Consider the following 19,452-nt stretch of genomic DNA (forward strand, 5'->3'; position numbering starts at 1 on the left):
GTGAAGGATTTTTTATGCCACGGGCGGCGGCACGCTGCGGGCGATGGTTACGGTGGCTCCCAGCGAGGCGATGATGATCGCGGCGATGCCGGCCAGTTGCCAAGGCCCCAGCGTCTCGCTGAGGATGACGAAACCCGACAGGGCGCCGAAGGCCGGTTGCCCACTCATCAATATGCCGAACAGGCGCGAGGGCAGGTGAGGCAAGGCCACCATGTCGAGAGCATAGGGGATGGCGCTCGATAGCAGGGCCACGCCCAGCGCCAGCGGCAGGATGGCCGGATCGAGCAGTGCCATGCCGGCGGTCGCAACGCCAAAGGGCAGCGCGATGATGGCGGCAATGGAGACCCCAAGCGCAGTGATATGCGGACCGCCTCCGGCTCCGGCCCGTTGGCCGAAGACGATATAGCCGGCCCAGTAGGCGCCGGCCGCCAGCGCCAACAGCACGCCACCAATGCTGATATCGCCGCTCGTCTGCCCCAGCGGCAGCAGCATGGCGAGCCCGGAAACAGCCAGCGCAATCCACATAAGGTCGAGCGGCCGGCGCGATCCGGCCAGCGCCACCGCAAGCGGGCCGGTGAACTCAAGCGCCACGGCGACACCGAGCGGAATGGAGGTCAGCGCGGCATAAAAGAACAGGTTCATTGCACCCATCACACCGCCATAGAGCAGCACGGCGCGCCATTGCGCACCGCTCAGTTTTTGCCGCCAGGGGCGGAACAGTGCCAGCAGCACGATGGCGGCCAGCGTCAGCCGCAGCGTTGTGGCTCCGGCCGCCCCGACCGCGGGAAACAGGCCCTTGGCAAAGGAGGCGCCGGTCTGGGTGAAGATCATGCCCAGAACGACCAGGGCGACAGGCAGAAGGACGGATTGGGGCCGCACGGGCAGGGCTTTCACAAAGATGCAGGTGCTCTAGCAGCCTTGCCCCTGGTCGTCACTCTCGTCGTGCGGACAGGTTCAGCAGGCGTTCTGGAAGGCTATGAGGGTGGCGTTGTCCTGCACGAAATATTTGACCACATAGCCCTCTGGAATTCCCGCCGCTGCCGGCATGTGGCAGCGCGTGCCGTCGGAAACGCTATAGCAGGCGTCCACTACGAAGCACTGGCCGGCGGGAACGAGGCCCACCTGTTCCGCCTGCTGGCTGGGCTGGTTGCGGACGGTCAGGCCGGTCAGACTGCGCACCGAGAGCGGATAGGCCAGCGGCGGGGAGACATCGCCGGGTGCGGCGCAGGCGCCCGTATCGGGGCGGCGGACACAATTCTGCTGGGGTGCCGCCGCAAGCTGGCCGCCGAGCGGGGTGAGGATCATGACACTACCATCGGCCATGCGACCCTCGAGCCGTCCATTGGCGACGTTCAGCGTACCGATGGATTGGCCCGTCAGGCCCAGCAGGGTGACGCCACTGGCGGCCGGCGCCCAGCCATTGAGGAAACCCATCTCGCCCAGGCACATCATGCTGCTGGCGCTCAGGCCAAACATGCCATTGCTGCCGCGCAGTTCGACTGAGCATTGGCCGGCGCCGCCCCCCGGATTGGCCTGCCATGAACCGACATAGCGCGCGGCGCTGTCCTGGGCGAGGCCCGCACTGGTCAACAGGCACAGCAGGGCGATCGACAATAGATGGCTGAGACGCATGGATTTTTCCCGGATCGATGGCCGATTTATGCGCAAACAAAGTGATTCTGGGAGGGCCACGAGGCAGGGGGGCGTTACCGATCCATTGACCCGACTCCGTTTGCCCTTTAGCGCTAACGCGGGCGGAACAAAGGAGGAATGCCGATGGAATACCGTTATCTGGGACAGTCGGGCCTGAAAGTCTCGACGCTGACCATGGGCACCATGACCTTCGGCGGCTCCGAAAAGGTTGGCCATACCGAACAGGCCGACGCGACACGGCAAATCGACATGTGCCTCGATGCCGGGATCAACCTGCTCGACACCGCCAATATCTACAATGCCGGCGTCTCCGAGGAGATGATCGGGGTGGCGCTCGCCGAGAACGGCCGCCGGCAGAAGGCGCTGGTCGCCACCAAGGTGCGGTTCAAGATGGGCGAGGGCCCCAACGAGATCGGCCTGTCCCGTCACCACATCATCGCCGAGGCCGAGGCCAGCCTCCGCCGGCTCAAGACCGACGTCATCGACCTCTACCAGGTGCATGAATGGGACGGCATGACCCCCATCGAGGAGACGATGGAGGCGCTCGATACGCTCATCAAGCGGGGCTTGGTCCGCTATATCGGCTGCTCTAACTATTCTGGCTGGCATATCAGCAAGGCGCTGGCTGCGGCCCGGGAGCGGCGTGGTGAGCGCTTCATTTCCCAGCAGATCCACTACACGCTGCATTCGCGCGAAGCCGAATATGAGCTGGTGCCGATCAGCCAGGACCAGGGCCTGGGCATCCTCGTCTGGTCGCCACTGGCCGGCGGGCTGCTGTCGGGCAAATATCGGCGCGACGGCGGACCTGAGACAGGTCGCCATGTCGGCGGCTCCCGCGAGCCGCCGGTCTATGATTGGAACAGGCTCTACGACATCATCGACGTCATCGTGGCGATTGCCGAAGGGCGCGGTGTTTCCGGCGCCCAGGTGGCGCTGGCCTGGCTGCTGGGCCGGCCGGGCGTGACCTCGGTCATCATTGGCGGGCGCAGCGCGGCGCAGTTCGAAGACAATCTGGCGGCGGCCGAGCTCAGGCTCAGCGCTGAAGAGCGGGCCCGGCTCGATGCCGTCAGCCAGCCGCCTTTGCTCTATCCCTATTGGCACCAGTCGTTCACGGCGCAGGACCGGCTGGGCAAAATCGATCTCGATCTCATCGGACCATATGCAGAGGATATGACGCGTGGCTGATTTCCTGTTTGCGCCGCACAATCCCGTCACCGTACCGATCGCGCGGGGTGGGCTGTTTGCGGTGCGCCGCGTCTATTGCGTGGGCCGCAATTATGCCGAGCACATCATCGAGATGGGCAATGACACGCGCGACCCACCGTTCTTTTTCGCCAAACCTGCCGATGCAGTGGTGGTCGGCGGCGCGGCCATTCCCTATCCGAGCCAGACGGCCGATTTCCACCACGAGGTCGAACTGGTCGTCGCCATCGGCGAGGATGGCAGCGACATCACGGTCGAGAACGCGCTGAGCCATGTCTATGGCTATGCGGTCGGGCTCGACATGACCCGGCGCGACCTGCAGGCCCTGGCCAAGAAGGCGGGACGGCCGTGGGAAATGGCCAAGGCGTTCGATTTTTCCGCGCCCATCGGCAGCATCGAGCCGGCCAGCAGCATCGGTCATCCAGCAAAGGGCGCCATCACGCTCTCGGTAAACGGCACCGAACGCCAGCGCGGCGACCTTGCCGACCAGATCTGGAGCGTCAGCCAGACCATCGCCCATCTCTCGCTATTCGTGGCCCTCAAGGCCGGCGACCTGATCATGACCGGCACGCCTGCCGGGGTTGCTGCCGTAGCCCGAGGCGACGTGCTCGAAGGCGCAATTGCAGGCGTCGGCACGGTCAGGACATCGATTCTCTGATGCCGGTCTGGTCACCCCAGCAGGATGCGGCGCTCAAGGCGGTATCCGATTGGCTCAAGGACAAGAACGGCCCGCAGGTCTTCCGCCTGTTCGGCTGGGCCGGCACCGGCAAGTCGACGCTGGCCGTGCATCTGGCGCAGGATGTGCGGTCCGTCAAATTCGCCGCCTTCACCGGCAAGGCGGCTTTGGTCATGCGCAAGCGCGGCTGCAAGGGCGCCCAGACCATCCATAGCCTGATCTATACCCTGGTCAGCGAGAAGGAGGGCGAACCGCGCTTCGTGCTGGATGATGAAAGCCCGGCCGCCGATGCCGACCTCATCGTCATCGACGAGGTCTCGATGGTCGACGAGCAACTGGGCCGGGACCTGCTGAGCTTCGGTGTCAAGGTGCTGGTGCTGGGCGATCCGTTCCAGCTGCCGCCGGTGCAGGGCGCAGGCTTCTTCACCGCCGACGAACCCGATATCATGCTGACCGAAATCCACCGGCAGGCGGCGGATAATCCGATTATCCACCTCTCCATGCAGGTGCGCGAAGGTGGCTATCTCGAACGCGGCTCCTATGGCGAATCCATCGTAGTGGGGCGCGACAATGTCGATCGCAACGCGGTATTGGAGGCCGACCAGGTGCTGGTGGGACGCAACAAGACCCGGCTGCAATACAATGACCGGCTGCGCGAGTTGAAGGGCCTGCCCTTTCACGAGCCGGTGGAAGGCGACCGCATGGTTTGCCTGCGCAACAATCCGCGCAAGAAGCTGCTCAACGGGCAGATCTGGATCGTCACCGAGGTAACGCGGCGCACCAATGGCAAATATTCGCTGCTGCTCGGTGCCGACGAGGGCAAGGGCGAGGCCAAGGTGCTGACGCACAAGGCGTTCTTCTCCGGTGAGGAAGACGCCATGAGCTGGCCCGAACGGCGCCAGTTCGACGAGTTCACGTTCGGCTACTGCCTCACCGTCCACAAGGCGCAGGGCAGCCAGTGGGACAATGTCTATCTGTTCGACGAAAGCTTCGTGTTCCGCGAGGAACGGGCGCGTTGGCTCTATACCGGCATTACCCGCGCCGCCGAGAAGATCACGGTGGTGTCGTGACGCTGCTCTCGGTGCGGCACGAGACCGTCTATCGCTACGCGAGGCCCGTGCAGTTCGGCGAACATCGCATGCTGGTGCGCCCGCGCGACAGCATGGAGCAGACGCTCGAATCCTTCGGTCTCGCCGTTCGCCCGCATCCCGCATCCATGCGCTGGATCCATGATGTGTTCGGCAATGGCATCGCCATCGCCACGTTCGAGGAGCCTGGCGAGGAACTGCGTTTCGTCGCCAGCATGGTGCTCGACCACACGCCCGAACTGACGCCGGCCTTCGAGATCGAGGCCCGGGCCAAGAGCTATCCATTCGACTATGGCGATGTCGATGCCATCGATCTTGCCCCCACGCTGCGCCGCCAGTTTCCCGACGAGACCGAAGTGGATGCCTGGGCCCAGCGCTTCCTCGATCCGCGCGGGGTAACCAGCACGGGGCATCTGCTGGCGACCATGACCGTGGGCATCAAGGAGAGCTTCAACTATCTCCGCCGCCCCGACCCCGGCACGCAACGGCCATCGATGACGCTCGCCACCCGGGCCGGCACCTGCCGAGATTTTGCGCTGCTGATGATCGAAGCAGTGCGCTCGCTGGGCCTGGCGGCGCGCTTTGTCACCGGCTATCTCTATTCGCCGGCACGCGACGGCAATCATCGTGGCGGCGGAGCCACCCATGCCTGGTGCCAGGTCTATCTGCCGGGCGCCGGCTGGGTCGAGTTTGATCCCACCAATGGCATTATCGGCACGCGCGACCTGATCCGCGTCGGCGTCGCCCGCGAGCCGCGCCAGGCCATCCCGATTGCAGGCACCTTCATCGGCAAGAAGGAGGATTATCTCGGCATGAGTGTCGAGGTAATCGTCGAGCGCGTGGTCAGCCCGCAGGACAGCATGGGCTAGCTCCGCGACAGGCTCACCGCGTCGGTGGTCCATTGGTCGGCCGTACTGCCGTCCAGCGCTTCGCTCCACACCCGGATCGGCAGCGGCATGACCTGCCCATAGATAGTGGCAAAGGCCGTGTCGGCGGCGTCGCGGCCGCACCCGATGCGCACCATGCCGTCGAGCGCTGCCATGCGCGTGGCATCGAACAGATACCAGCGGTCCCCCAGATAGGCCTCGAATACCGCATGGAAATCCTGCGGCTCCAGCTGCCAAGCGTAGCATGAGACAAATCGCGCCGGGATGCCCAGCGCGCGGCAGAAGGTAATGCCCAGATGGGCGAAGTCCCGGCACACGCCCGCGCGCAGCGAGAAGGTGTCGGCGGCGGTGGTCGTGGTATCGCTGGTGCCGAACAGGTAGTCGACCTCATCATGGATCCAGTTGCAGATCTCGGTGACCCGGGTGAATCCGGGTTGGATCGCGCCAAACTCGCGGTTGGCGAAGCGCGCCAGCTGGTCGGACGGGCAGTAGCGCGATGGATTGAGGAAGGGCAGAGTGTCGAGCGGAAGCTTGGCCACGGGCACCTCGCCCACCGCCTCGGGCTGCTGGTGGATGGGGTCAAGTTCGATCTCGGCGGAATAGCGTATCTGCACCTGGCCCCGCGGCGCTGTCAGCCGCAGATAGCGATTGCCGGTCTCCTCGGCCGTCTTTTCGTCGGCGGCGAGGCCGGGCGAGATGGTCAGGTCTTCATGCAACACGCGCTGGCGGCCGCCCCGCATGGCCTCGATATTGAAGATCAGCGTGGCCTGTTCCGCCACCTCATAGCCGATCTCGCATCCTACAGAAAATCGCATGTCGTGCCCCGTTCGCCTGGCTTGCCACAACACAGGGGGTGGGCGCGAGGTTCCCTTCAGTATGCGCTGATCGGGCATGGCGCCACAACAATGACAAACTTGGCCCGCTGCAATCGATGTGGACTGCATTGCTCGAGCCAAGTGGTCAAAATTGCTGATGTTTCGCGTGTCATGACCGCTTGCGCATCCGCACCGCATACCCCATCCTTGCGGTAGGGATTTCCATCAATCCGGGCCGCGATCAACGACGGAGCCATTATGCACCATGCTAGCCCCCTGATCTCAACGATCGTCGCGGGTCTGGTGCTGGCCTATATCTTCGGCATGATCGCCAACCGGCTCAGGATGCCCCCGCTGGTGGGCTATCTGTTCGCCGGCATTCTCGTCGGCCCGCACACGCCCGGCTTTATTGCCGACCAGGCGCTGGGTGCCGAGCTCGCCGAACTGGGCGTCATTCTGCTGATGTTCGGGGTGGGCCTGCATTTTTCCCTCAAGGACCTGTTGAGCGTCCGCGCACTGGCCATTCCGGGCGCGCTGGTGCAGATCGGCTTTGCGACCCTGCTTGGGCTGGGCCTGGCCCTGCTGATGGGCTGGAGTGTCGGCGCCGGCCTGCTGTTCGGGCTGGCCCTGTCGGTGGCCTCCACCGTGGTGCTACTCAAGGCCTTGCAGGACCGACGCCTGATCGAAACCGAACGCGGGCGCATCGCCGTGGGCTGGCTGATCGTGGAGGACCTGACCATGGTCCTGGCGCTGGTGCTGGTCCCGGCCATTGCCAGCCTCTACGGCACCGATACCGGGATTCATGATCCATTCGTCTCCTTCGTCGAACGGATCATTGGCGTTCCGGTCGGCATCTGGGGCGTGCTGGCGCTCACCCTGGTCAAGATAGCCGCCTTTGTGGGCTTCATGCTGGTGGTGGGTCGACGGATCATCCCCTGGGCCCTGCATGGCACCGCCTATACCGGCAGCCGTGAACTGTTCCGGCTGGCGGTGCTGGCCATTGCCCTGGGCATGGCGCTGGGCTCGGCAGTGCTGTTCGGCGTGTCGCTGGCGTTGGGCGCGTTCTTTGCGGGCATGATCCTGTCGGAAAGCGAGCTGTCGCACCGTGCGGCGCAGGAGACCTTGCCGCTGCGCGACGCCTTTGCCGTGCTGTTCTTCGTCTCCATCGGCATGCTGTTCGATCCCTCGATCATTATCACCAACCCGCTGCCGGTGCTGGCGACCGTCTTCATCATCATCATTGGCAAGTCGCTGGCGGCCTTTGCCATAGTGCTGCTGTTCAGGCATCCGGTGGCCACGGCTCTGACCATTTCAGCGTCGCTGGCGCAGATCGGGGAGTTCTCCTTCATCCTGGCCGGCATGGGCGTGGCGCTGGCCATTCTGCCGCCCGAAGGCCAGGACCTGATCCTGGCTGGAGCGCTGATCTCGATCGTATTCAATCCATTGGTGTTCTGGATCCTCGATCTGATCAAGCCCCGTCTGGAAGCCCGGGCCGCCCTGCGCCGGGCAGACAAGGCCGGCCATGACGGCGAGCGCATCGAACCGATGGACCCGAGCGCCGCCGCCACCGGGCCGATCACCACCGATATTCCAACCCAGGCTGCCGTCGATACTGGCGCGCCGGGTGCAGATGATGACACCGTCGAGCCCAGCAAGCAGACCGGCCATGTCGTGCTGGTGGGCTACGGGCAAGTGGGCCGTATTGTAGCGGAGGGTCTCAAGCGGACCGACTCGCCCCTGGTGGTGATCGAGGATTCAGACCACGACGTGGCGGCCGCCCGGCAGGCGGGGCTGGATGTGGTGTTCGGCAATGCCGCCAGCCCTCAGGTCCTGCAGCTGGCCAATCTGGCAGAGGCCCGAACACTGCTGGTTGCCATTTCCAATGGCTATGAAGCGGGAACAGTCTGTGAATCCGGGCGCAAACTCAATCCGCAGGTGCGCATCATGGCGCGCGCCTATTCGGAGGAAGAAGAAGCCCATCTACGCGGCCTGGGCGCCGATGTGGTGATCCGCGGCGAGCGGGAGATCGGCCTGGGACTGCTGGCCTGGCTGCGCGGGGAGCGGGTCGACGACACGGCGGCCGCGGCAGCTCCGCCGGCGCCCAGGTTCCCGCCTACGGAGAACCTGCTGGAAAAGGTCGCGTCCGCACCGGGCACGACGGTCGCTGCCGTGGCCATCTCGGCCGCGTCGACCGATGCCGCGGCCGAGATCATCTCCATCGAAGCAGAACGGGCGCCAGCCGAAGAACCGTCTGCACCGGAGGTACCACCCATTCCGGACCAGTCTGCAGACCCGGTGATTATCGAGGCCGTTGAAGCGGCATCGTCGCCCAGTGTCATTGCCATGCCGGCGCCGGAGACCGAAGACATTCCGACCGCCGACCTGGAAAGCGTCGAGGCCACGCCGGAAGTGGGCGAGGCACCCGCAGCCATTGATGAGGTCGTGCCGCCCGCCGTCACAGAGCCCGCGCCGCCGTCGCCGGTCGTCGATTCGACGGAAGTGCCCGCGGAGACGCCGGTCGAAGCGGCCGAGGAACTCGCCGGACAGCAGACCGACGAGACCAGCGAAGGCGGCATCGCGCCGCCGGAGCCCGAGCCCGAGCCCGAGGTGGCGCCCGAAGCAGACGATGAGAAACCGAATGGTACAGTGCCACCGGTGGTGCCCGAGCCCAAATCCTAGATCCCTGGCAAGGTGCTGGAGTCTGACGTAGTTTTTCACGGTTGTGCCGGCCGGGAGTAGTCTGGGCAAATGATTTCGCAAAAAGCCAAATATGCCTTGCGCGCTCTGGTTTCCCTTGCTCGGGTCGGGCGCGGCGAGACCATGATGATCGGCGAGATTTCCAAGGAACAGTCGATCCCCAAGAAATTCCTCGAGCAGATCCTGCTCGAACTCAAGCGGGCGGGATTCGTCGACAGTCGTCGCGGCCGCGCTGGTGGCTATGTGCTGCTGAAGGCGCCCGAGCAGATCATGTATGGCGAGGTTTTAAGGGTGATCGACGGACCGATCGCGCCGCTGCCCTGCCTCTCCAAGATCGCCTATCGCAAATGCGAAGATTGCCGCGACGAGGCGTCCTGTGAAATCCGGCATGTATTCGAGCGGGTGACGCTGGCGACGCGGGCCGTGCTGGACAGCACGACGCTGGCAGATTCGCTCAGGCTTGAAGACCTGCCGGTCTAGGGATCTGACCCCACCGTGCAGCGGAATCGGTTCAGCTGATCCTTATCGGAACTCAGCCATGGCACAGGTACTTAGCGCTGGCGCTGCTGCGCCATCCGAGCTGTGATGGGGCGAGGCGTCGATAAGTGGCGGAGAGAGAGGGATTCGAACCCCCGATAGAGTTGCCCCTATGCCGCATTTCGAGTGCGGTGCATTCAACCACTCTGCCATCTCTCCGCGAGATCGATGAGGTCCCCTGACGAGGCCCGGCTGGTCGACACGGGCGGGCTTATGACATAGCAATAGATGGCTCGCAACACCTCTTGTAGCCTTTCATCTCGCTTGGCAGCTCACCCATGCTCTTCGTCTATGGCACCTTGCAGGATCCCGACGTGCTGGGGGCCGTGCTGGGGCGGCCGGTAGACATGTCGAGCCTGCGGCACGCGACCGCGCCCGGATACCGCGCCGTGTTCTATCCCGGACGGGTCTATCCGGCGCTTGTCCGCGTCCCCGCCGCAACGGCCTCCGGACTGCTCCTCGAGGGACTGTCGCAGCTCGACCTGTCCGTGCTTGATGCCTTCGAGGGGGACGAATACCGCCGCGACGCCATCATCGTGCGCGTCGCGGGCGAACAGCGGCAAGCCGGCACCTATCTCCCGGCGATCCCCATAGCGGCCACGGCCCCGGCCTGGTCGCTGGCAGCATGGACGGCGCTGCACAAGCCGGCGGTCATCGCCCAGGAGACCGATACGGCCGCAAGCCTGCGGCAACGCCTTTCGGCGCGAAAGTCGGATTAGCCGTCACGTTTTGGTGCGAAGCCGAACCGCTATCGCCTGGCTTGCGTTCAGGGAACGCAAGCTGATCACAAGGGGAGAATTCAATGCTAAAGCGTCGTGACGTGGTTGTCGGCATGGCAACATTGCCGCTGGCATCGCTGGGCAGCGGTTTTTTGACTGCAAGCTGGGCGCAGGAGAGCGAATTGGACGGTGACCGCATTGCCACCGCCGATGGCGACATCGTCATCCATCCGGTCGATCATGCCAGCCTGCTGCTCGGCTTTGGCAGCGAGGTGATCTATGTCGACCCCGTCGGCGGCGCGGCGCGCTACGAGGGACTGCCGACCCCGACCGCCATACTCATCACCCATGGCCATGGCGACCACTTCGATCTGCCGACGCTGGAGGCGATTGCCGGCTCGGCGCCGATCCTCACCAGCCAGGAAGTCTTCGACAAGCTGCCCGACGCGCTCCAGGCCAATGCGACGGCCGTTGCCAATGGCGAAGAGGGGAGCCTCAATGGCATCGCCATTCGCGCCATCGCCGCCCATAACATTACCGAAGACCGCATGAACTATCATCCGGTGGGCATAGGCAATGGCTATCTGATCACGCTGGGCGACAAACAGGTCTATGTGGCGGGCGACACCGAACCGACCCCCGACATGCTGGCCCTCAGCGGCATCGAAGTGGCCTTCCTGCCGATGAACCTGCCCTATACGATGACACCCGAGCAGGCCGTGGAAGCCGTCAACACCTTCAAGCCGGCCATCATCTATCCATACCACTATGGCGACAGCGACCTGTCGGTGCTGCAAGCCGGTGTCGGCGCCGCTACCGAAGTACGCCTGCGCAACTGGTATCCGAACGGCGCCTGAACGCGCCGCAACGCTTGACTCTTGGGGCATTTGCCTCGATAAGCGCCCTCGGAAACGCGTGCCAGCTTGCCTGGCGCGCTTCCTTTGTTTGAAAACGCTGTTCGAGGCTGCCCGCCGGTTTGATCGCCGGCAACATGCAAGAAGACCGCAGGATCTGGGCTTACGCCTGCGGCGCCACAGAGCGCGACACAATGGGACCGGGCGTTTGACGCTCCCGGTTAAGCTATGACTTTCGCCGTGATCAAAACCGGTGGCAAGCAGTACAAGGTTGCCGCCAACGACGTTCTCAAGATTGAAAAGCTCGATGCCGAAGCCGGCACCATCGTCACCTTCGACCAGGTGCTGATGATTGACGGCGAAGTGGGTGCTCCGCTCATCGAAGGCGCGCTTGTCGCTGCCGAGCTGCTTGAGACCCGCAAGCAGAAGACGGTCATCATCTTCAAGAAGAACCGTCGCCACAATTATCGCCGCCGCAATGGCCACCGCCAGCTGCTGTCGACTGTGCGCATCACCGAAATCCTGACGGGCGGCGCCAAGCCGACCATCAAGGCGGTCGGCATTGCCAAGCCGACCGAGACCGTGACCGAGAAGGCTCCGGCCGCCAAGAAGGCCGCTGCCCCCAAGGCCGCTGCCGCTGAGGCAACCGAAGCCAAGGCACCGGCAAAGAAGGCCGCGCCGAAGAAGGCTGCTGCCGAGACCACTGAAGCCGCTGCTGAAAAGCCGGCAAAGAAGGCCCCGGCCAAGAAAGCCGCACCCAAGGCCGACAAGGAATAAGGAGCTCCAGAGATGGCACACAAAAAAGCAGGCGGTTCATCCCGCAACGGTCGTGACACCGCTGGCCGTCGTCTCGGCGTGAAGAAGTTCGGCGGCGAGACTGTCATCGCCGGCAACATCATCATCCGTCAGCGCGGCACCAAATGGCATCCCGGCACCGGCGTTGGCCTGGGCAAGGACCACACCATCTATGCGCTCGTCGATGGCAACGTGTCGTTCCGAACCCGTGCGAACTCGCAGGTTTTCGTCTCCGTCGACCCGGCAAAGGCCGCCGAATAACCCGGCAGGTCAATCGAACCAGCCGGTGACCAGTTCCCCGGCTCGTGTTCGCGACAGTGCGAAATTTGACAAAGGGGAACCGGTTTGCCGGTTCCCCTTTTCGCATTTTCGCCACGTGGATGAACGTCAAATGAACAGCATCAAGGCCCGCCTCCCCGCCACCCTGACGACGGATCGTCTGGTGCTGACCACGCCGACCCTGGCGCATGTCCCCGACATCGCCCGACTGGCCAACAATGAGCGCATCTTCCAGGTGATGTCGCGCCTGCCCTTTCCCTATACGGAGGCCGACGGGCGGTTCTTCATCGAGCAGGTGGTGACCAGCCCCAATGAGTGCTGCTACGCCATCCTCGACGGCGATGGCATATTCATGGGCGTCGTTGGCCTGCGCTTTGATCCGCCGGCTTTGCCGGAACTGGGCTATTGGCTGGGGGAACCCTTCTGGGGCCAGGGTTACGCCAGCGAGGCGGCCCAGGCCGTGGTCGCGGCGGCAAAAACCGCCGGCATTCCCGCCCTGCGCTCGCGGGCCCTGCTGACCAATACCCCATCGCATAACGTGCTGCGCAAGGCCGGCTTCAGCGTCATTGGCGAAGGCACCGATGCGCAGGGCAATCTGGCGGGTCGGCGTCTGGCACTGATGCGGCTGGAGTTCGACAGATGACGCCCATCACGACCAGACGGCTGATCTTGCGCGAACCGAGCCTCGCTGATGCCCCCCATTATGCGCTGGGCGTCAGCGAATACGAGGTCGCACGGTTCCTGACGCCGATGCCCTATCCCTATACGCTGGCCATGGCATTGGACTGGCTGCGCCAGGCGCAGCCGGCGACGCCCGAACGCGCCATGCTGGTCATCGACCTGCCTGGCCGGGGCGTCATCGGCTGCGTCTCGCTGCTGGACGAACTGGGCTTCTGGATCGCCCGGCCGCACTGGAACCGCGGCTATGTCACCGAAGCGGCGACCGCGCTGCTCGACTGGCATTTTGCCGGCACCGAAGCCGCAACCGTCATCTGCAGCGCCCACCACGACAATGCCGCGTCCCTGGCGGTGCAGAACAAGCTCGGCTTTGTGACAACGCGCCGCGAAATGCGCTTCAGCCAGGCGCTGCAGCGCAATGTCGAGCATGTGGTGACCACATTGTCGCGCCAGGACTGGCAGTTGCGAGGACAGTCATGATGCAAACCGATGCCCTTCCGGCCACCATCCAGACCGAACGCCTCACTCTGCGGGCGCCGGTGTTGTCCGACCTTGCCGATATCGTGGCGATGGCTAATAATCCCAAAATGGTCGAGACGACCGCCACCCTGCCATTCCCCTATGCGGATCGCGATGGCCTGGATTTCATCCAGCAGGCGGCAAGCAGTTCCGAGCTCAGGGCCTATGCCATAGCGGGCGCGGACGACCGCTTCATGGGGTCCATCCTGTTCAAGTTCGCCGACGGCAAATCGCCCGAACTCGGCTACTGGCTGGGCGAGCCCCATTGGGGCAAGGGCTATGCTGCCGAGGCAGTGATCGGACTGCTCGCCGCGACGCGCCACGTGCCCGGTTTCACCCAGATAGGGGCGCGCGTGCTGCAAAGCAATCCGGCGTCGATCCGCGTGCTGGAGAAAGCCGGCTTCCTCCTCCTCGAACGCAGCCAGGGCGTGGTCGAGCGCCATCGCGGCAAGCCGCTTCTGATCATGGGGTGGCGGGCGTCATGAATGTGACGCTGCATACGCCCCGGTTCATCCTGCGCCCGGCCCAATTGGGCGACGCAGAACCGATTGCCCGCTACCTCAACGATTTCGAGGTGGCCGGCAATCTTGCGCGTGTGCCCTTCCCCTACCACCTGAGTGACGCCAAGGCTTGGCTGCGCACCCAGCGCCCCAGTCTGCCGGTCGAGGAAACCAACTTCGCCATCGAGCTGCCAGACGAGGGCCTTGCTGGCCATGTCGGCTTCCACCGGGGCGCGCAGGGCCCGATTGTTGGCTATTGGCTGGGCCGGCCCTTCTGGGGGCGCGGCCTCATGACCGAGGCGGTGACGGCAAGCCTCGACTGGTTCTTCGAGACCACCCAGGCGGATGCCATCTATTCGGGCGTTTTCCATTTCAACGCGGCGTCGCTCGCCATTCAACTCAAGCTCGGATTTACCCAAACCGGGCGCTCCACCCTGCTCTGCCTTGCGCGCGGCGCCGAGGTGGAGCATATCGACACCAAACTGACGCACAGCGTCTGGAAGGCCAGAGAAAAATGAAGTTCCTCGACCAGGCCAAGGTCTATGTACGCTCCGGCGATGGCGGCGCCGGCGCCGTCTCGTTCCTGCGCGAAAAGTTCGTCGAGTTCGGCGGCCCCAATGGCGGCAATGGCGGCCGCGGCGGCGATGTCGTCATCGAATGCGTCGATGGCCTGAATACGCTGATCGACTATCGCTACCAGCAGCATTTCAAGGCCAAGACCGGCACCCATGGCATGGGCAAGCAGCGCACCGGCGCCGATGGCGAAGACACGATTCTGCGCGTGCCCGTGGGCACCCAGGTGTTCGAAGACGATAACGAAACCCTGATCGCCGACATGACCGAGGTGGGCCAGCGTGTCGTGCTGCTCAGCGGTGGCAATGGCGGCTTTGGCAATGCCCATTTCAAGACCAGCGCCAACCAGGCGCCGCGCCATGCCAATCCCGGCCAGGTCGGCGTCGAGAAATGGGTGTGGCTGCGCCTCAAGCTCATCGCCGACGCCGGCCTTGTCGGCCTGCCCAATGCCGGCAAGTCAACCTTTCTCGCCGCCGTCTCGGCTGCCAAGCCCAAGATTGCCGCCTACCCCTTCACCACGCTCCACCCCAATCTGGGCGTGGTGTCGATCGGTGAGCGCGACTTCGTTCTGGCCGACATTCCCGGCCTGATCGAAGGCGCCAGCGAAGGCGCCGGAATCGGCGACCGCTTCCTGGGCCATGTCGAGCGCTGCGGCGTGCTGGTCCACCTGATCGATGGCACCCAGGAGGACGTCAAGCAGGCCTACAAGACCATTCGCGGTGAACTGGCTGCCTATGACGAGCGGCTGGCCGAAAAGCCCGAAATCGTGGTGCTCAACAAGATCGACGCCATCGAGCCCGACGATCTCAAGGAAAAGCTCAAGGTGCTCAAGAAGGTCAGCAAGCAGGATGTGCTGCTGGTCTCGGGCGTCACCGGCAAGGGCACCGACATGGTGCTCTATGGCATCATCGAGACGCTGGATGCAGCCAAGGCGGCCAAGCTCGAGGCCATCAGGCGGAAGGCCGAACCCAATTGGGCGCCGTGATGATTGCGGGGCGGAGCCTCTTCACCTCTCCCTTCGGGGGAGAGGTCGACCCTCTTGGGTCGGGTGAGGGGGCCTTTTCTTGATGCGGTGCTTGTGGAAGGCCCCCTCACCCGGCGCTGCGCGCCGACCTCTCCCCCAAAGGGAGAGGTGTACAGAGATCGAGTACCCGGCAAAATGAACGCCCTCGCGCCCTATAAGCGCCTGACCATCAAGATCGGTTCTGCCCTGCTCGTCGACAAGACGGGCCGGCTGCGTGCCGCCTGGCTGGCGGACCTGGCGGCCGATATCGCTGCGCTCAAGCTGGGCGGTTGCGAGGTGGTGATCGTCTCCTCGGGCGCCATTGCGCTGGGCCGGGGCCTGCTGGGGCTCAGCGCCGTGGCGCTAACGCTGGAGCAGAGCCAGGCTGCGGCCAGTGCCGGGCAGATTGCCCTGAGCCAGGCCTGGGCCGAAGCGCTGGGCCGGCACGGCATCGTCACCGGGCAGATTCTGATCACGCCCAATATCACTGAAGAGCGGCGCTATTATCTCAACGCCCGCACCACCATCGCGACCCTGCTGGGGCTCGGCGCCATACCGATCATCAACGAGAATGACAGCGTCGCCACCGCCGAGATCCGCTATGGCGACAACGACCGCCTCTCGGCCCGCGTGGCGACGATGATCGAGGCCGATTGCCTGGTGCTGCTGAGCGATGTCGACGGACTTTATACCGCCCCGCCGGCCAAGGATGCCAATGCCGAGCACCTGCCCGTGGTGCGCTCCATCACGCCTGCCATCGAAGCCATGGCCGGCGGCGCGGCCAGCCACCTGTCGCGCGGCGGCATGACCACCAAGGTCGAGGCCGGCAAGATCGCCACCCAGGCCGGCACGGCCATGATCATCGCCAAGGGCACGGAGAGCCATCCGCTCAAGGCCCTGACCGATGGCGGGCGGCACACATTGTTCCACCCTGCGCAAAGCCGGGCCCAGGCCCGTAAGCGCTGGATCATGGGTACGCTGGCCGTATCGGGCACGCTGCAGGTCGATGCCGGCGCGGCGCGGGCTCTGCTGACCGGCAAGTCGCTGCTGCCCATCGGCGTCACCCGGGTCACCGGCGAATTCGGGCGTGGCGACGCCATTGCCATCACCAATCCGGATGGCGTCGAAATCGCCCGCGCCCTGGTCGGCCTCGACAGCGACGAGGCACGGCTGGTCATGGGCAAGCGCAGCGACGCCGTGGTGGAACTGCTGGGTGCCGGCAACCGCGCCGCCCTGGTGCATCGCGATAACATGGTGCTGGTCGGCGCCAAGGAGGACAGCCATGAGCTTGGCTGAGGCTGAAAAGTCCGTCACCCAGATCATGGCCGAGATCGGCCGCAATGCGCGCATCGGCGCCAAGGCGCTGGCTATTGCCAGCCCGGCGCAGAAGCAGCAGGCGCTGACTGTCGCCGCTGGGGCCATCAATGCCCATCGCAAGGCAATCCTGGCCGCCAATGAAAAGGACATGGCGGCGGCCGAGGCCAAGGGCATTTCCAAGGCCTTTCTCGATCGCCTGCTACTGACCGACGCCCGCATCGACGGCATCGTCGAAGCGGTGCGCACCATTGCCGACCTGCCCGACCCCGTCGGCGCCACCATTGCCGAATGGGACCGGCCCAATGGGCTGCATATCGAGCGCGTGCGCACGCCGCTCGGCGTTATCGGCGTGATCTTTGAATCGCGCCCCAATGTCACCGCCGATGCCGGCGCGCTCTGCATCAAGTCAGGCAATGCGGTGATCCTGCGCGGCGGCAGCGACAGCTTTCATTCCAGCAAGGCCATTGTCGAATGCATGCTTGATGGCCTGCATGCTGCAAGCCTGCCGGTGGAATGCTTGCAGCTTGTGCCCACCACGGACCGCGCCGCAGTCGGCGAGATGCTCAAGGGCCTCGACGGCAATATCGACGTTATCGTCCCGCGCGGCGGCAAGACCCTGGTCGCCCGCGTGCAGGACGAGGCGCGCGTGCCGGTCTTTGCCCATCTCGAAGGGCTCGTGCATGTCTATATCGACAAGAGCGCCGCGCTCGACAAGGCGGTCAACGTCACCCTCAATGCCAAGATGCGCCGCACCGGCATTTGCGGCGCCGCCGAGACGCTGCTGGTGCACCAGGATGTGGTCGCCACCCACCTCAAGCCGATCATCGAGGCACTGATCGCCAAGGGCTGCGAAATTCGCGGCGACGCCACCGTCATGGCCGCCATTCCGGCTGCCAAGGCTGCGACCGAGGAAGACTGGCGCACCGAATATGAGGACGCGATCATCTCGGTGAAGATCGTCGACAGTCTCGAAGCGGCCATCGCCCATATCGAGCTTTATTCCAGCCACCACACCGAGGCGATCATCGCCGAGGACCCGGCCGCCGTCGAAAAGTTCTTCAACGAGATCGACAGCGCCATCCTCTTGCACAATGCCTCCACCCAGTTCGCCGATGGCGGCGAATTCGGCTTTGGCGGCGAAATCGGCATCGCCACCGGCAAGATGCATGCGCGCGGGCCGGTCGGCGTCGAACAGCTCACCAGCTTCAAATACCGCATCCGCGGCAATGGCCAGACGAGACCCTGACCCCTTTTGACCCTGCGCCATCCCCTCCGTATTCCCGGAATTACCGAACTGCCGCCTTCCGGCTCCGGCATGCGCATCGGGCTGTTTGGCGGCAGCTTCAATCCGATCCACGAGGGTCATCGCCTGGTCATCGACGAGACCATGCGGCGGCTCGAGCTCGACGCCATCTGGGTGCTGGTGACGCCGGGCAATCCGCTCAAGAACCACAATGACCTGGCGCCCCTGACCGATCGGGTGATGGCGGCCCGCGCGCTGCTCGACAATCCGCGCGTCCGGGTCACCGGCTTCGAGGCGGCGCATGGCTTCACCTATTCCTGGCAGACCATCCGCTTTTTGACCCAATCCATGCCCGACCGGCGCTTTGTCTGGATCATGGGCGCCGACAATCTGGTTGATTTCAACCGCTGGGAACGCTGGCGCGATATCGCCGCCATGGTGCCGCTGGCCATCTATGTCCGGCCCGGCTCAAGCCGGCGGGCGCCTGTTTCCATGGCCGCCACCGCGCTGGCGCGCTGGCGCGTCGATGAGGACGATGCGCCGCGTCTGGCCATGCTGCCGCCCCCGGCCTGGGTCTACCTGCATGGCCGTCAATCCCCGCTCTCATCGTCGGCCATCAGGGCAAGACGGCAACCGGTTAAGCCAAAATGAACGCCCAATCTTGCGAAATTCTCGCCGAAGGCGCATATTGCTCTTGTGTGATACTTGTCACCGGAACAGGAACTGACTGCTTGCCGTTTACAAAACGCCTGCAACTTTCCGATCAACAACCAAGGATGCTGACCCCACGCATGACCCATGCACTGGCATGGGCGGAAGGCCATTGCTGATGGCCGCTCTGCCCGAGAACACCGTCTCCACGCCCCCGGCCACTCCGGCCACGCCCGAACGCCCCATGATCGATGTGATCCTTGATTGCCTTGACGATGCCAAGGCCGAGGAAATCGTTGCCGTGGACATTACCGGCAAATCTTCGCTGGCCGACCACATGGTCGTGGCTTCCGGCCGTTCGCAGCGCCATGTTGGCGCCGTGGCCGACCAGATGGTCACCGCTCTGCGCGATGCCGGCTATGGCAAACCGCGCATTGAGGGCCTGCCCCATTGCGACTGGGTGCTTGTCGATGCCGGCGATGTCATCGTCCACATCTTCCGCCCGGAAGTGCGCGAATTCTACAATATCGAGAAGATGTGGCAGGCCGATTTCGCCGCCGACGCCCACTAGGCTTTCTCGATGCGGATCACGATCGCGGCTGTCGGCCGAATGAAGGCCGGGCCGGAGCGGGAAATGGTCGCCCGCTATCTCGATCGTGCCACCGGCGGCGGCAAGCCGCTGGCGCTGACCGGCTTTGATGTCATTGAACTGAGCGAATCGCGCGCCTCCTCCTCGGCCAGCCGCAAGGCTGACGAGGCCAAGGC

Annotated in this window: 21 protein-coding genes, 1 tRNA gene and 2 pseudogenes; 20 read left to right on the top strand and 4 right to left on the bottom strand. The window is 64.5% G+C overall.

What is annotated here, in order from left to right; translation table 11 throughout:
* Positions 1-12: 12 nt before the first annotated feature.
* Together V6M52_RS04265 and V6M52_RS04270 are read right to left on the bottom strand one after the other, a co-directional pair.
* Positions 13-879 carry an EamA family transporter gene (locus tag V6M52_RS04265; RefSeq protein ID WP_332699805.1) on the bottom strand — a complete coding sequence of 289 codons (867 nt, stop codon included), beginning with the start codon at positions 877-879 and terminating at the stop codon, positions 13-15.
* 75 nt (positions 880-954) lie between these two features.
* Positions 955-1,632 carry an AprI/Inh family metalloprotease inhibitor gene (locus V6M52_RS04270; RefSeq protein ID WP_332699808.1) on the bottom strand — a complete coding sequence of 226 codons (678 nt, stop codon included), beginning with the start codon at positions 1,630-1,632 and terminating at the stop codon, positions 955-957.
* Positions 1,633-1,776: 144 nt separating this feature from the next.
* Here V6M52_RS04270 and V6M52_RS04275 point away from each other — a divergent pair, with 144 nt between their 5' ends.
* From V6M52_RS04275 to V6M52_RS04290, 4 genes are read left to right on the top strand one after another with little or no spacing between them, the layout of a single operon-like run.
* Positions 1,777-2,838, top strand: coding sequence for an aldo/keto reductase (locus tag V6M52_RS04275; RefSeq protein ID WP_332699811.1), 1,062 nt, complete (start codon positions 1,777-1,779; stop codon positions 2,836-2,838).
* Positions 2,831-3,514, top strand: coding sequence for a fumarylacetoacetate hydrolase family protein (locus tag V6M52_RS04280; RefSeq protein ID WP_332699814.1), 684 nt, complete (start codon positions 2,831-2,833; stop codon positions 3,512-3,514). Before V6M52_RS04275 ends, V6M52_RS04280 begins: the two co-directional genes overlap by 8 nt.
* Positions 3,514-4,602 carry an ATP-dependent DNA helicase gene (locus V6M52_RS04285; RefSeq protein WP_332699817.1) on the top strand — a complete coding sequence of 363 codons (1,089 nt, stop codon included), beginning with the start codon at positions 3,514-3,516 and terminating at the stop codon, positions 4,600-4,602. The genes V6M52_RS04280 and V6M52_RS04285 overlap by 1 nt, the downstream gene beginning before the upstream one ends.
* Positions 4,599-5,489: a transglutaminase family protein gene (locus V6M52_RS04290; protein ID WP_332685777.1), complete on the top strand. Its 891-nt coding sequence runs from the start codon at positions 4,599-4,601 to the stop codon at positions 5,487-5,489. The genes V6M52_RS04285 and V6M52_RS04290 overlap by 4 nt, the downstream gene beginning before the upstream one ends.
* On the opposite strand, the gene V6M52_RS04295 is transcribed toward V6M52_RS04290, so the two are convergent.
* Positions 5,486-6,322: a transglutaminase-like domain-containing protein gene (locus V6M52_RS04295; RefSeq protein ID WP_332699820.1), complete on the bottom strand. Its 837-nt coding sequence runs from the start codon at positions 6,320-6,322 to the stop codon at positions 5,486-5,488. The genes V6M52_RS04290 and V6M52_RS04295 overlap by 4 nt on opposite strands.
* A 258-nt stretch (positions 6,323-6,580) precedes the next feature.
* Here V6M52_RS04295 and V6M52_RS04300 point away from each other — a divergent pair.
* Positions 6,581-8,350: pseudogene (locus V6M52_RS04300) on the top strand (cation:proton antiporter domain-containing protein); the annotation flags it as partial.
* Between the two features lie 720 nt (positions 8,351-9,070).
* The gene (locus V6M52_RS04305) at positions 9,071-9,499 is read left to right on the top strand and encodes an RrF2 family transcriptional regulator (protein WP_332685780.1); all 429 of its coding nucleotides are present in this window, start codon (positions 9,071-9,073) and stop codon (positions 9,497-9,499) included.
* Positions 9,500-9,625: 126 nt separating this feature from the next.
* On the opposite strand, the gene V6M52_RS04310 is transcribed toward V6M52_RS04305, so the two are convergent.
* Positions 9,626-9,715, bottom strand: a tRNA-Ser gene (locus tag V6M52_RS04310).
* 119 nt (positions 9,716-9,834) lie between these two features.
* On the opposite strand from V6M52_RS04310, the gene V6M52_RS04315 reads away from it, so the two are divergent.
* The 14 genes and pseudogenes from V6M52_RS04315 to V6M52_RS04380 all read left to right on the top strand — a co-directional run.
* Complete coding sequence (locus V6M52_RS04315; protein ID WP_332685782.1) at positions 9,835-10,275, top strand: gamma-glutamylcyclotransferase family protein; 441 nt, start codon at positions 9,835-9,837, stop codon at positions 10,273-10,275.
* 83 nt (positions 10,276-10,358) lie between these two features.
* Positions 10,359-11,132, top strand: a complete 774-nt coding sequence (locus tag V6M52_RS04320; protein WP_332685783.1) for an MBL fold metallo-hydrolase — start codon at positions 10,359-10,361, stop codon at positions 11,130-11,132.
* 225 nt (positions 11,133-11,357) lie between these two features.
* A complete protein-coding gene (gene rplU / locus V6M52_RS04325) occupies positions 11,358-11,906 on the top strand; it encodes a 50S ribosomal protein L21 (protein ID WP_332685785.1) in 549 nt (182 codons plus the stop codon).
* A 12-nt stretch (positions 11,907-11,918) separates the two neighbouring features.
* Positions 11,919-12,185, top strand: coding sequence for a 50S ribosomal protein L27 (gene rpmA, locus V6M52_RS04330; protein ID WP_137150623.1), 267 nt, complete (start codon positions 11,919-11,921; stop codon positions 12,183-12,185).
* Between the two features lie 130 nt (positions 12,186-12,315).
* Complete coding sequence (locus V6M52_RS04335) at positions 12,316-12,846, top strand: GNAT family N-acetyltransferase (protein WP_332685791.1); 531 nt, start codon at positions 12,316-12,318, stop codon at positions 12,844-12,846.
* Positions 12,843-13,361, top strand: coding sequence for a GNAT family N-acetyltransferase (locus V6M52_RS04340; protein WP_332685793.1), 519 nt, complete (start codon positions 12,843-12,845; stop codon positions 13,359-13,361). The genes V6M52_RS04335 and V6M52_RS04340 overlap by 4 nt, the downstream gene beginning before the upstream one ends.
* Entirely contained in the window at positions 13,358-13,885 is a 528-nt protein-coding gene (locus V6M52_RS04345; protein WP_332699823.1) for a GNAT family N-acetyltransferase, read from the top strand. The genes V6M52_RS04340 and V6M52_RS04345 overlap by 4 nt, the downstream gene beginning before the upstream one ends.
* Complete coding sequence (locus V6M52_RS04350) at positions 13,882-14,418, top strand: GNAT family N-acetyltransferase (RefSeq protein WP_332685797.1); 537 nt, start codon at positions 13,882-13,884, stop codon at positions 14,416-14,418. Before V6M52_RS04345 ends, V6M52_RS04350 begins: the two co-directional genes overlap by 4 nt.
* On the top strand, positions 14,415-15,458 hold the full coding sequence (gene obgE, locus V6M52_RS04355; protein ID WP_332699826.1) for a GTPase ObgE: 1,044 nt from the start codon (positions 14,415-14,417) through the stop codon (positions 15,456-15,458). Before V6M52_RS04350 ends, obgE begins: the two co-directional genes overlap by 4 nt.
* Before the next feature lie 174 nt (positions 15,459-15,632).
* Complete coding sequence (gene proB / locus V6M52_RS04360; protein WP_332699830.1) at positions 15,633-16,772, top strand: glutamate 5-kinase; 1,140 nt, start codon at positions 15,633-15,635, stop codon at positions 16,770-16,772.
* A complete protein-coding gene (locus tag V6M52_RS04365) occupies positions 16,759-18,039 on the top strand; it encodes a glutamate-5-semialdehyde dehydrogenase (protein ID WP_332699833.1) in 1,281 nt (426 codons plus the stop codon). Before proB ends, V6M52_RS04365 begins: the two co-directional genes overlap by 14 nt.
* 6 nt (positions 18,040-18,045) lie before the next feature.
* Positions 18,046-18,687: a nicotinate-nucleotide adenylyltransferase gene (locus V6M52_RS04370; RefSeq protein WP_332694203.1), complete on the top strand. Its 642-nt coding sequence runs from the start codon at positions 18,046-18,048 to the stop codon at positions 18,685-18,687.
* 178 nt (positions 18,688-18,865) lie between these two features.
* Entirely contained in the window at positions 18,866-19,258 is a 393-nt protein-coding gene (rsfS, locus tag V6M52_RS04375) for a ribosome silencing factor (protein ID WP_332694206.1), read from the top strand.
* 9 nt (positions 19,259-19,267) lie between these two features.
* Positions 19,268-19,452: pseudogene (locus V6M52_RS04380) on the top strand (23S rRNA (pseudouridine(1915)-N(3))-methyltransferase RlmH); the annotation flags it as partial.

It is taken from the genome of Devosia sp. (assembly GCF_036676215.1).
Taxonomy (GTDB): Bacteria; Pseudomonadota; Alphaproteobacteria; order Rhizobiales; family Devosiaceae; genus Devosia.